Source organism: Pseudaminobacter sp. Soil_N_29, assembly GCF_057656055.1.
The window spans coordinates 190,114-202,537 of sequence record NZ_JBDGLC010000001.1 but is presented as its reverse complement, the minus strand read 5'-3'; the positions used below and the strand labels follow the sequence as shown (position 1 = coordinate 202,537).

Annotated in this window: 12 protein-coding genes; 8 read left to right on the top strand and 4 right to left on the bottom strand. The window is 62.9% G+C overall.

Translation table 11 applies throughout. The features are described 5' to 3' along the window. Positions 1-74: 74 nt before the first annotated feature. The 3 genes from rplI to rpsF form a co-directional block, all read right to left on the bottom strand. Entirely contained in the window at positions 75-650 is a 576-nt protein-coding gene (gene rplI, locus AC3A4H_RS00935; protein WP_348778391.1) for a 50S ribosomal protein L9, read from the bottom strand. A gap of 267 nt (positions 651-917) precedes the next feature. Beyond that, positions 918-1,166 carry a 30S ribosomal protein S18 gene (gene rpsR, locus AC3A4H_RS00930; protein ID WP_019170551.1) on the bottom strand — a complete coding sequence of 83 codons (249 nt, stop codon included), beginning with the start codon at positions 1,164-1,166 and terminating at the stop codon, positions 918-920. After that, a complete protein-coding gene (rpsF, locus tag AC3A4H_RS00925; RefSeq protein WP_348778392.1) occupies positions 1,166-1,606 on the bottom strand; it encodes a 30S ribosomal protein S6 in 441 nt (146 codons plus the stop codon). The genes rpsR and rpsF overlap by 1 nt, the downstream gene beginning before the upstream one ends. Positions 1,607-2,003: 397 nt before the next feature. On the opposite strand from rpsF, the gene AC3A4H_RS00920 reads away from it, so the two are divergent. Next, entirely contained in the window at positions 2,004-3,659 is a 1,656-nt protein-coding gene (locus AC3A4H_RS00920; protein ID WP_487765013.1) for a pilus assembly protein TadG-related protein, read from the top strand. A gap of 40 nt (positions 3,660-3,699) precedes the next feature. On the opposite strand, the gene AC3A4H_RS00915 is transcribed toward AC3A4H_RS00920, so the two are convergent. After that, positions 3,700-5,565 (bottom strand): LTA synthase family protein, encoded by a 1,866-nt coding sequence (locus tag AC3A4H_RS00915; RefSeq protein WP_487765868.1) that lies wholly within the window; start codon positions 5,563-5,565, stop codon positions 3,700-3,702. A gap of 346 nt (positions 5,566-5,911) precedes the next feature. On the opposite strand from AC3A4H_RS00915, the gene fabD reads away from it, so the two are divergent. The 7 genes from fabD to gmk all read left to right on the top strand — a co-directional run bounded on the left by fabD (position 5,912) and on the right by gmk (position 12,413). Beyond that, positions 5,912-6,853 carry an ACP S-malonyltransferase gene (fabD, locus tag AC3A4H_RS00910; protein WP_487765012.1) on the top strand — a complete coding sequence of 314 codons (942 nt, stop codon included), beginning with the start codon at positions 5,912-5,914 and terminating at the stop codon, positions 6,851-6,853. A 62-nt stretch (positions 6,854-6,915) separates the two neighbouring features. Next, positions 6,916-7,653 carry a 3-oxoacyl-[acyl-carrier-protein] reductase gene (fabG, locus tag AC3A4H_RS00905; RefSeq protein ID WP_487765011.1) on the top strand — a complete coding sequence of 246 codons (738 nt, stop codon included), beginning with the start codon at positions 6,916-6,918 and terminating at the stop codon, positions 7,651-7,653. 254 nt (positions 7,654-7,907) lie between these two features. Further along, the gene (locus AC3A4H_RS00900) at positions 7,908-8,144 is read left to right on the top strand and encodes an acyl carrier protein (RefSeq protein ID WP_106572369.1); all 237 of its coding nucleotides are present in this window, start codon (positions 7,908-7,910) and stop codon (positions 8,142-8,144) included. Between the two features lie 34 nt (positions 8,145-8,178). Continuing rightward, the gene (gene fabF, locus AC3A4H_RS00895; protein ID WP_487765010.1) at positions 8,179-9,441 is read left to right on the top strand and encodes a beta-ketoacyl-ACP synthase II; all 1,263 of its coding nucleotides are present in this window, start codon (positions 8,179-8,181) and stop codon (positions 9,439-9,441) included. Positions 9,442-9,560: 119 nt separating this feature from the next. Further along, positions 9,561-10,757 carry an endolytic transglycosylase MltG gene (gene mltG, locus AC3A4H_RS00890; protein ID WP_487765009.1) on the top strand — a complete coding sequence of 399 codons (1,197 nt, stop codon included), beginning with the start codon at positions 9,561-9,563 and terminating at the stop codon, positions 10,755-10,757. Positions 10,758-10,862: 105 nt separating this feature from the next. Continuing rightward, entirely contained in the window at positions 10,863-11,753 is an 891-nt protein-coding gene (locus AC3A4H_RS00885; RefSeq protein WP_487765008.1) for a YicC/YloC family endoribonuclease, read from the top strand. A 3-nt stretch (positions 11,754-11,756) separates the two neighbouring features. Beyond that, complete coding sequence (gene gmk, locus AC3A4H_RS00880; protein ID WP_348778399.1) at positions 11,757-12,413, top strand: guanylate kinase; 657 nt, start codon at positions 11,757-11,759, stop codon at positions 12,411-12,413. Positions 12,414-12,424 lie beyond the last annotated feature (11 nt).

Genomic DNA, 12,424 nt, shown 5'->3' with positions numbered 1-12,424 from the left:
AGTTCCAGTTTGTACAAAAAAAGCCCGGGCCTAGGGCCCGGGCTTTGGTCCAGATTAGTTCTGAACCGTCGAGATTATTCCTGCTCTTCTTCTTCCTCATTCGGGTCGAAGAAGTTGTCCGGGCGGGCGTTCTCGTTGATGTCCTCGCCATAGATGGCTTCGGCCGAATCCAGCTTCTCGCCGGCTGCCTGGCGCTCGGCCTCATCGGCCGTGCGAGCGATGTTCAGCGTGATGGTGACTTCGACTTCCGGATGCAGCGCGATCGCCACATTGGTGAGGCCGATGGTCTTGATCGGGTGGTTGAGCTCGATCTGCGTGCGGCTGACCGAGAAGCCCTCGGCGGACACGATGTCGGCGATGTCGCGGGTCGAGACCGAGCCGTAGAGCTGGCCGGTTTCGCCAGCCGAGCGCACGACCACGAAGCTCATGCCGTCGAGCTTGTCGGCGATCTGCTGGGCTTCCGACTTGCGCTCCAGGTTGCGGGCCTCGAGCTGGGCGCGCTGGCCTTCGAACTTCTTCTTGTTGGCTTCGTTGGCGCGCAGCGCCTTGCCCTGCGGCAGCAGGAAGTTGCGGGCAAAGCCGTCCTTGACCTTGACGGTGTCGCCCATCTGGCCGAGGCGGGAAATACGTTCGAGAAGGATGACTTCCATCGTTCCTGTCCTTTGTCTGTGCCGCAAGCGGCGTGATTTGTACGAGACGGGTCAGGAAGCGTGCTGGCGCTTGGCGCCTGGGGTCGCTGTCCTGCCTGTCCGGCAGTTAGAAGCCTTCGCGAAGTCCGGCCTCAACTCGGGATCTCATTGTCTCTCGCCGCGCCCGTCGCGGAAAGAGGGAAAGGGCGGCGGGCCGCCCTTTCCGGTGTTTCTTTCGGCGTGGTCCTTATCCGAAAAGTCTGCAACCTTTCGGGGCCACGCCCGGTCTTACTTCACCACGTAGGGCAGCAGGCCGAGGAAGCGGGCGCGCTTGATCGCCTTGGCGAGCTCGCGCTGCTTCTTCTGGCTGACGGCGGTGATGCGCGACGGCACGATCTTGCCGCGCTCGGAAATGTAACGCTGCAGCAGGCGCACGTCCTTGTAGTCGATCTTCGGGGCGTTGGCGCCGGAGAACGGGCAGGTCTTGCGGCGGCGATGGAACGGACGCCGGGTCGGGATCTGGTTGATGTCGACCATTATTCTGCACCTCCTTCAGCAGCTTCGCGCGGACGGCGCGGGCCACGGTCACGGTCACGGTCGCCCGAGCGGCCCGGACGGTCGCCGAAGCCACGGTCGCCGCGCTCCGAACGCTCTTCGCGCTTCTGCATCATTGCCGAAACGCCTTCCTCGTGCGCCTCGACCTTGACGGTCATGAAGCGCAGGATGTCCTCGGACAGACCCATCTGGCGCTCCATCTCGGCCAGAGCCGCCGGCGGGCAGGTGAGGTCCATCAGGGTGTAGTAGGCCTTGCGGTTCTTCTTGACGCGGTAGGTGAGGGACTTCAGTCCCCAGTTCTCGACCCGACCGACCGATCCGCCGTGCGAGGTGATGACGCCCTTGTAGTGCTCCACGAGCGCGTCGACCTGCTGCTGCGAAAGGTCCTGGCGGGCAAGAAACACATGTTCGTACAGAGCCATTGTTCTTTGCCTTTCTTCGTTTCCCTGCCCGGTTCCGGCGGCTAAGCCTCTGCAACTTCTCTTGATCCCTTCACGGCGCAGCCGCTTCAGGAGAAGAAAGGAGCATGACGAGACGGTCGAGAGAGGAGACACGGGAGGCGGAAGCACTTCTTGCTTCACACGGAAAGCTCCTCGAAAAGAGCCTCCGGCCCTCCGTTCAGCCCCCAGCTGGGACCGGCAGATTGCGCGCGTCTATAAAGCATTCCGGCGAGAAAGCAAGGTTGCCGCAGCCATCAGGTGCCGCGAATGCATTTTTAACCACGCTTGCGATCTGGTCGGCCGAATCACGTCGGATCAACCTCGTCTTCACCTTGTCCGCGCAGGAAAGGCCCGTCTGCTACGCATTCAGGGGGTAACGATGCTCGTCAGTCGCTTCTGGAAATCGAGGAGTGGCAACTTCGCGATGATGTTCGCGATAGCTTTGCCTGCCGTGCTGGCCGGTGTCGGACTGGCGCTGGACATTTCGAGTCTCATGACGGCCAGGTCGAAGCTCCAGAATGCGCTCGACTCGGCGGTTCTGGCGGCGTCGCGGCTGGCCGATGCATCGATTTCGCGAGACGACGCATTTCAGGGTTTTTTCAAGGCCAATATTGCCAACGGTCGAGACCTACTTAGCCCCGTCGCGTATCTCACTGTCGAGCAGGGAACAAACTACATAAAGACCTCAGCCACCGCGCATGCCACCGTCGCGCTGAACCTGGGTTTCGTCTTCGGCCAAAGCGCCCAGGTTGCGGTCGCGTCGAGCGCATATCAATCGACGGCGAAGCTGGAAGTCGCGCTTGTGCTCGACAACACCGGCTCGATGGGCGACAGCAACATGAAGGCCCTGCGCGAGGGGGCGACAAGTCTCATCGATACGCTTCAGGATGCCAAGGACAGGACGCCTATGCGCGAGATCCGTGCGGCGCTGGTGCCCTTTGTCACGGCGGTGAACATCAAGGGCGACGGATTCTTCAAGGAGGAATGGATCGACAGGCGCCGGGAAATACCCGCAACGGAGACCAACACCTTCAATGGTGTAAACTTTACGCCGCTGGCCAACAAGAATCGTATCGGCCACTGGGAACTGTTCAGGTTGCTGAACCCCAAGAATGTCTATTTTGCCGACCCCCCTTCCTCTGCCATTTCCAACCCTCTCGTCGATTGGAAAGGCTGCGTGGAGGCGCGCCCGAGCCCTTACAATCAGGACGATGCCAAGCCCGACGCGAAAGTGCCGGCCACACTGTTTGTGCCCTATTTCGCACCCGATGAGCCAGGTGCACCTCTCAAGGGACAAAATGCTGACAGCACCGTCTTCAACAACAGCTATCTTCTGGATCCCCTCAAGAAGGGAGACAGCACAACAACCCAGGCCACGATCCAGAAATCGACCGATAAGTATGTCGACGTCACAACCAAGGATTCGACCAAAAAGTCTCCGGGCGACTACCTCATTACCGCCACTCCGCCGCTGACTACCGGTCCCAATTACGCCTGCCCGACGCCGATCGCGCCGCTGACGGACAAACTCGACAAGTTGAAGGTCGAGATAGACAAGATGACCTACTGGAACGGCTCGGGAACCAACGTTTCCGAGGGACTGGCGTGGGGATATCGGGTGCTGTCGCCTAATTTTGGCACTGCCGACGCCTTCAAGTCCGACGAGACCACCAAGGTGGTCGTTGTTTTCACTGACGGCGAGAACACGGTCTTCGGCCAGAGCGGAACCATCAACAAATCGGATTACGGCGCCTACGGATACCTAAGCACGGGGCGCCTGGATTCGACTTCGAACCGGAGCAAGGCACTGACAAACGTCAACACCATGACGCAGAGCATGTGCACCAAGCTCAAGGCGCAGGGCGTGCGTGTGTTCACGGTGGTGCTTGGCGCCGACAGCGCATCGAACCGCGAGTTGTACAGCAACTGCGCCACGACGCCTCAGAACTATTATCTCGCCAAGAGTCAGGACCAGCTGAAGGCCGCATTCAGGGATATCGCGTTTGCGATCTCGCAGCTTTACGTCACCAACTGACGCCGCCGCTCGTTTCCGGCCTCTGCAGGACCCGCCAGGCTCAGGTTGAGCCCGGTGCCTCCGAGGCCACTTCCGGGAACAGGTTCTCGGCGGCGTAGCGGCTGCCGAAGATGATGTCGTACTGCAGCAGCCGGAAATCCCGGATTTCCGGCGCGATGGACTTGGCGCGCAACCATTCGGGCGTCGCATCGCCATCGACGCTTACCAGCATGTTGCGGTCGATCACGCCGAACTGCTTTCGTATCTCGCCCAGAAAGCCGGTGTAGAAGGGGTGGCCGATACCGGCTGTCTCCAGCACGTGCAGCGGCAGGAAGGCCGGGCTGATCGAGCCAAGGTCTTTCGTCGGGCCGGTGCGGTTGGACCACACCACCAGCGGCGTCTCGTGCTGGACGCTCATTTCTTCTAAAGGTGCCAGGCGCTTGGCGACATTGCCTTGCATGAAGCCGGTCTCGACATAGACCGGCCCGAGCGGCGGCAGATGGTCGCCGAACATGGCAATGATGGTGTGGCGGTCGCGCTTCCCTGCCCATTCGAGCAGCCGGGCCAGAGCCCTATCGCCGTCGGCAGTGCCTTCGGTAAAGCTCAGAATGCTGTCCAAGCTTTTCTTGCTCACGTTACCGGAGACCGTATGGCTTGGGTCCGAGTAGCGACCGGCCGCATAGGGGCCGTGGTTCTGCAACGTCACGGAGAAGAAGAAGAACGGCTTTTCGGCGGCATCCGCGTGGCGGATCATTTCCTCGATCAGTGCAGCGTCGGAAGCCAGAGGTCCGCGGCTCTCGAGCGCCGGCAGGTTTTCCTGGGACATGAAATGCTCGAAGCCGAAGGCCTGGTAGACCGGGGCGCGGTTCCAGAACCAGCCGGCGAATGGATGGAAGGCGCGGGTATCATAGCCTTCGGAGCGCAGGAAGCTGGCGAGCGAGGGAATGGGACGGCGCACATATTGCTGGTAGGGGATGCTGCCATAGGGCAGGAAGGCGTTCGAAAAGCCGGTCAGCGCCTCGAATTCGACATTGGCGGTCATGCCGCCGAATTCGGGCGAAAAGACATGGCCGGATTGCAGCGCCCGCGTGGTGGCAATCGGGTCGGGGCTGATGGCGATGCCGGGCAGCCGGGTCGGGTCCCAGAAGGACTCGTTCATGACGATGATGATGTCCGCCGGTTCGCTCGGCAGGACAGTCGCCGCGGCTACCGGGCTGGCGATTGCCTCGATGGTCTGCGCCGAATAGCCCGCCGGCGCGGATACCTTCGCCATCGGCAGGTTGAGCGCGAAGGCGATGGCAAAGCCGTTGCTGTTGTAGTTCTCCTTCTGGTCCCACATCATGGGGATGATCTGCAGCCGGTCACGCGCCCAGGAAAAGGTCGCATAGTCCATGATCGAGCCGAAGAAGATCAACGCGGGAAGTGCCACCCCCAGTCGCGCGGCGCGGCCATGGAATGAAAGCACCGGCGCCCGGCGGTGCCAGTACTTCCAGCAGGCCACCAGCACCGCGGCGCCAGCAAGGCAGCCGGCGGCAAGCCCCACCGCCATCAGCGGCCGGTCCCGCGCCAGCAAAGGCATCAGTTCCATGATCTGACGGGCATAGAGAAAGTCGGTCGGATAAAGCGGGTCGCCGAGATAGAAGGACTTTTGGTGCGCGAGGAAGGCGAGCAACAGGGCCAGCGGCGCAACCAGCAGCAAGGCATGATGTGCGCGGCCGAGCAGGGCGTCGAGAAAGATGAGCAGCAGCGCGAAGAGCCCGACCGTCGTCCAACTGGGTCGGAACGGCTGGCGGAAGAAGTCGAGCGTCTGCGAGAACGAACCCCGCACGATCAGCTCGACACAGAACACCAGCAAGGCCGAGATCAGAAGCGTCAGCAGCAGCGTGCCGGCAAAGCGAATCGCGCCGGCCTTGTGCCCGCGCAGCATGCGCTTCTCGTCATAGTCCGAGGCAGACCGTGCCGCTGCAAACTGGTTTGCCAACTCCAAAACCTCACCCGATGCAAGAATGTGTCATCTCACTGTCATCTAATTGTCACAAAAGCTAGACAGCCGTCGGGATCTGGCGAGTTCAAATCTCCATTACAGCGCAGTGACCCAAGCGTGTGCGTCGCGCCTGCTTCGCTCGTGCCGGGTAGGCGATGGCCACGACGAGCAGCGGTTTTCGTCCTCTCGCGATGCGCATTTGCTCGGGCAGATACTGCGCGCGGCCTTGACTTTCCGGCCTTCCTTGCGCCACACGGCCATCGAGTGAAACAATTTCCGGGAGCCTGTTATGGCCGTCGCATTCACCTTTCCGGGGCAGGGCAGCCAGGCCGTGGGCATGGGCAAGGACCTTGCGGATGCCTTCCCCGAGGCCCGCGCGGTGTTCGAGGAAGTCGACGAGGCGCTGGGCCAGAAGCTCTCGCAGATCATGTGGGAAGGCCCGGAGGAAACCCTGACCTTGACCGCCAACGCCCAGCCGGCGCTGATGGCGGTGTCGCTTGCGGCGCTGCGCGCCATGGAAGCACGCGGTTTCTCGCTGAAGGACAAGGTCGCCTATGTCGCCGGCCATTCGCTGGGCGAATATTCGGCGCTTGCGGCAGCCGGCATGTTCTCCATCGCAGATACGGCGCGGCTGCTGCGCATTCGCGGCAACGCCATGCAGGCGGCGGTTCCGGTGGGCGAGGGCGCTATGGCCGCCATCATCGGGCTGGAGCAGGCTGAGGTGGAGGCCGCCTGCGCTGAAGCCGCGCAGGGCTCCGTCTGCCAGATCGCAAATGACAATGGCGGTGGTCAGTTGGTGATTTCCGGTGCCAAGGCGGCCGTCGAGCTCGCCGCAAAGCTCTGCACCGAAAAGGGCGCCAAGCGCGCGCTGATGCTGTCGGTGTCGGCACCCTTCCACTCCGCCCTGATGGGCCCGGCGGCCGAGGCCATGCGCGAGGCGCTGGCGGGCGTCGCCAAGCAGGCGCCGGTGGTTCCCGTGGTGGCCAATGTCTTCGTCCAGCCGCTGAGCGACCCGGACGAGATCGTCGCCCGCCTTGTCGAGCAGGTCACCGGCCGCGTGCGCTGGCGCGAGACGGTGGAATGGTTCGGCGCCAATGGCGTGAAGACGCTATATGAAGTGGGCTCCGGCAAGGTGCTCTCGGGTCTTGCCCGGCGCATCGACAAGGAAATCGCCACCAGCGCGATCAATACGCCAGCCGACGTCGAAGCAGCGGTTGCGGCGCTGGCCTGAGAAAGAAACTCGACCTCTCCCTTACCAAGGGAGTGCTTTACCATTTGGAAGCGGAGTCAAAAATGTTCGATCTGACCGGCCGCAAGGCACTCGTTACCGGAGCCACCGGCGGCATTGGCGAGGCGATTGCCCGTGCGCTGCACGCGCAGGGCGCGACCGTCGGCCTGCACGGCACCCGCGCCGAGAAGCTCGAGGCGCTCGCAACCGAACTGGGCGAGCGCGTAAAAGTGTTTCCGGCCAATCTGTCGGACCGCGACGAGGTGAAGGCGCTCGGCCAGAAGGTCGAAGCCGAACTCGAAGGCGTCGACATCCTGGTCAACAATGCCGGCATTACCAAGGACGGCCTATTCGTGCGCATGTCCGACGCCGACTGGGATGCGGTGCTGGAGGTCAACCTGACGGCGGTGTTCCGCCTGACGCGCGAGTTGACCCATCCCATGATGCGCCGCCGCAATGGCCGCATCATCAACATCAGCTCGGTCGTGGGCGTCACCGGCAACCCCGGCCAGGCCAATTACTGCGCCTCCAAGGCTGGCCTGATCGGCTTTTCCAAGTCGCTGGCCCAGGAGATCGCCACCCGCAACGTGACCGTCAACTGCGTCGCCCCCGGCTTCATCGAATCAGCAATGACCGACAAGCTGAATGACAAGCAGAGGGAGGCCATCATGGGTGCCATCCCCGCCAAACGCATGGGCACCGGCGCGGAAGTTGCTTCGGCTGTCGTCTATCTGGCTTCCGATGAAGCGGCCTACGTGACCGGCCAGACCATTCACGTCAATGGCGGTATGGCGATGATCTAAGGGAGTGGCGACGGGGTCTTGGAAAAAGCAACGCAAGGCGCAATTTCTGTACACAGGCCCCGCGAACCGCACGAAAAGGGCGTTTTCGCATTGGACGTTGCCCAGTTTTCGTGTAATGCCGCCAGGAACGTACGGCGGCAAGGGCTCGCGCCCTGCCGCCGTAGCCACGTTCCCTAGGGGGAATATCTTTCAACTTGATTACCGGCATGCGTGCCGTTAACGAAGACAGACAAATTTAAGACGAGGATGCCCAAATGAGTGACACCGCAGAGCGCGTCAAGAAGATCGTTGTCGAACATCTCGGCGTCGAAGCCGACAAGGTAACCGAAGGCGCCAGCTTCATCGATGATCTGGGCGCCGACAGCCTGGACACGGTCGAACTCGTCATGGCTTTCGAAGAAGAGTTCGGCGTTGAGATTCCGGACGACGCGGCCGAGACGATCCTGACCGTCGGCGACGCCGTCAAGTACATCGACAAGGCCTCGGCCTGACGCCATAATAGCCCAGCATTCCGAGAATACCGCTATGAGGCGTGTCGTCGTCACCGGCATGGGTCTGCTTTCGCCATTTGGCGTTGGCGTTGAACATGGCTGGAGAGAGCTTCTGAGCGGTCGGAGTGCCGCCCGCCGGATCACCCATTTTGAAGTCGAGGATCTTGCCTGCAAGATCGCGAACGTGATCCCGCGGGGCGATGGCAGCGGCAACACCTTCAATCCCGAGGCCGTACTCGAGCCGAAGGAACTGCGCAAGATCGGCGACTTCATCCTGTACGGGATCGCGGCCGCCGACGAGGCGCTGAAGGATTCGGGCTGGCAACCCAAGACGCCGGAAGAGCAGTATGCCACCGGCGTGATGATCGGCTCGGGCATTGGCGGCATCGAGGGGATCGCGGAAAACGCGCTCACCCTGCATGACCGTGGCCCGCGTCGCATCAGCCCGTTCTTTATTCCGGGCAACATCATCAATCTGGTTTCCGGGCAGGTTTCGATACGGCACGGGCTCAAGGGCCCGAACCACGCCGTGGTCACCGCCTGTTCGACCGGCGCGCACGCCATCGGCGACGCCGCCCGGCTGATCATGTTCGGCGATGCCGACGTGATGCTCGCCGGCGGTGCGGAGGCTCCGGTCACGCGTCTTTCGCTGGCTGGCTTTGCTGCCTGCAAGGCGCTTTCCACCGACCGCAACGACACGCCGGAAAAGGCTTCCCGCCCGTATGATCGCGACCGTGACGGCTTCGTCATGGGCGAGGGCGCTGGCGTTGTGGTTCTGGAAGAGTTGGAGCACGCCAAGGCGCGCGGCGCCAGGATCTATGCCGAAGTCGTCGGCTATGGCCTCACCGGCGATGCTTATCACATCACCGCGCCGTCCGAGGACGGCGAGGGCGCCTTCCGCTGCATGACGGCCGCGTTGAAGCGCGCAAACCTTCAGCCCGCCGACATCGACTACATCAACGCGCATGGCACCTCGACCATGGCCGACACGATCGAGCTTGGCGCGGTCGAGCGGCTTGTGGGCAACGCGGCCTCCGAGGTGTCGATGTCATCGACCAAGTCGTCCATCGGCCACCTGCTGGGTGCTGCCGGAGCGGCAGAGGCGATCTTCTCGATCTTGGCCATTCGCGACAACATTGCGCCGGCGACGATCAACCTGGACAACCCCGAGCGGGAAACGGCGATCGACCTCGTGCCCAACAAGCCTCGCGAGCGCCAGATCGACGTTGCCCTGTCGAATTCCTTCGGCTTTGGCGGCACCAACGCCTCGTTGGTTTTCCAGCGTTATAACGGCTGAGCGACGCCGAAAGGCGCGCTTCGCAGCGAATTTTGCCATATTCGCCCTTAGGGTCAGGTTTCCCCTGACCCCGGTGTTTTCGTGGGGATTTTTACGCAAAGAGCAGATATAGAGGCGCCATGAGTACGACACCTCCCGATGCCGAATTTGGCCGCCCCTCTGAGCCGTCGAAACCGATCGTCCCCAAGAGCGCCAGCGAGGCGCTGCGACCGGAAGCGGGCACGCCGCCTCCGCCGCGCAGGCGCTCCCGCGCGTCGCGCAACCAGTTCATCGTATTCCTGAATTTCGTGGTCTCCAGCGTTGTGCTGGTGGTTCTTGCCGCCAGCGCGGCGGTGTATTTCGGCAAGCTCGAGTTCGACGGGCCCGGCCCGACGACCGTCGCCCAGACTATTCTGGTGAAGCCGAACACAGGCGTGCAGGAGATCGCCGACCAGCTCGAACGGCGCGGCCTCATCCGCGACGCGCGCATCTTCCGCCTAGGCGTGCGCGCCTATGGCAACGATTCGGCACTGAAGGCCGGCGAATATGAGATCAAGGCCGGCGCTTCGATGCGCGACGTGATGGAACTGCTGAAGAGCGGCAAGTCGGTGATGTATTCGCTGACCATCCCCGAGGGGCTGACGGTGGAGCAGGCCTTCCAGCGCATTGCCGAGCACGAGGTGCTGGTCGGCGACATGCCGACGGAACTGCCTCCGGAGGGCAGCCTTGCGGCCGATACGCAGCGCTTCACCCGCGGCGCCACCCGCCAGCAGATCATCGACAAGATGCTTGCCCACCAGAAGCGACTGGTGGAAGAGGTCTGGGAAAGGCGCGTGCCGGGCCTGCCCGTGGCCGACATCAACGAATTCGTGACCCTGGCTTCGATCGTCGAGAAGGAAACCGGCCGTGCGGATGAGCGTCCGCGCGTGGCTGCCGTGTTCATCAACCGGTTGAAGAAGAAGATGCGTCTCCAGTCCGATCCGACCATCCTTTACGGTCTGTTTGGGGGCAAGGGGCGCCCGGCCGACAGGCCGATCTACCAGTCCGACATCGACAAGCCGACGCCCTACAACACCTACCAGATCAATGGCCTGCCGCCCACGCCGATCGCCAATCCGGGCCGGGCAGCGCTGGAAGCGGTGGCCAATCCCTCGCAGACGGACGATCTCTATTTCGTCGCCGACGGCACCGGCGGCCACGTCTTTGCCAAGACGCTGGACGAGCACAATACAAATGTGGCGCGCTGGCGCGCGGTGCAGAAGAAGCAAGCCGAGGAAGCCGCCAAGGCAGCTGCCGAACAGCAAAACGGTGAGCAGCCAGCAAGCCCTGTCCAGTAGGCGCAGGGCAGGGAAGATGCGCGGCAGGACGGCGCAGGAATATACGTTTAGGACAGCCGGCCGCAATCGTCGTACCCGGTAACCGGTGAGTAAGAGGACCGCGAGATGAGCTTGCAGAGCATGACCGGCTTTTCGCGGGCCGCGGGCGAGCATGGCGGCGCCACGATCGCCTGGGAGCTCAAGTCGGTGAACGGCAAGAGCTGCGAGGTGCGCTTCCGGCTGCCGCCCGGTTGCGAGCGGCTCGAGCCGCTGGCGCGTCTGGCAGTTCAAAAGCGTTTCAGCCGCGGCAACATCCAGGCCTCGCTGAACGTGACGCGAGGGACCGCGACGCTGGTCCAGCCGGTGGTCAACGAGGCCTTTTTGAAGGACCTGGCCGGTCTGGCCAAGCGGCTGCAGGATCAGTTCGGCATCGCGCCGCCCACTGCCGACGGGCTGCTTGCGCTGCGCGGCGTGCTGGAAATGCCTGAAGCGGTGGAGACGGAGGAGCAACGGGCAAGCTTCGACGCTGCCGCCATTTCCGTTCTGGAGAAGGCGCTCTCCGGCCTGGTGCAGGCGCGCGAGAGCGAGGGCGCCGCGCTCGCGGCCGTGCTTGGCGCGCAGATTGACACCATCGAAGCGCTGACGCTTGAGGCAGAGGCAGACCCTTCGCGTCAGCCAGCGGTGATCCGCGCGCGCCTGGCCGAGCAGGTTGCTCTTCTGATGGATACCGGCACCCCGCTCGACGAGGCACGCCTGCATCAGGAAGCCGCTTTCCTGGCGACCAAGGCCGACATTCGCGAGGAGATCGACCGCTTGAAGACGCATGTCGCCTCCGGGCGCAGCCTGCTTGCCGCAGATGGCGCCGTCGGGCGCAAGCTCGATTTCCTGGCGCAAGAATTTAACCGCGAATCAAATACGTTGTGCTCGAAGTCGAACGCCGCCACGGTCACTGCCATCGGGCTGCAACTGAAGGCCGTCGTCGACCAGTTTCGCGAACAGGTACAGAATCTGGAGTAACATATGAGCGCGGACCTACCTTCGAGCTCCATCCGCCGCCGCGGCCTCATGCTCGTGTTGTCCTCGCCGTCCGGGGCGGGCAAGTCGACCATTGCGCGCTCGCTGCTCGAAAGCGATCCGAGCCTCGAACTCTCGGTCAGCGTCACCACGCGTGCGCGGCGCGGCAGCGAGATTGACCGCGTTCACTACCATTTCGTCTCGCATCGCGACTTTGAGCGCCTGCGTGACACCGACGCGCTCCTGGAATGGGCGGAAGTGCATGGCAACTACTACGCCACGCCGCGCGAGCCGGCGGAAGCTGCCATGGCCGCCGGCCGCGACATGCTTTTCGACATCGACTGGCAGGGCGCCGAGCAGCTCAAGGAAAAGATGCCGGCAGACATCGTCTCGATCTTCATCCTTCCGCCTTCGATGAAAGAGCTGAAGACGCGGTTGAAGCGCCGCGCCGAAGACAGCGACGAAGTGATCGAGAAGCGGCTGGAAAACGCCCGTGTTGAGATCGAGCACTGGCGGGACTATGACTATGTCGTCGTCAACGATGACCTCGACCGCGCTTTCAGCGCCGTGAAGGCGATCGTCACCGCGGAGCGGCTGCGCCGCAACCGGCGGCCCGGTCTGTTCGACTTCGTGTCGGGCCTGCTTGAGGAAAAAGCCGAGTAGGGGACCTCTCC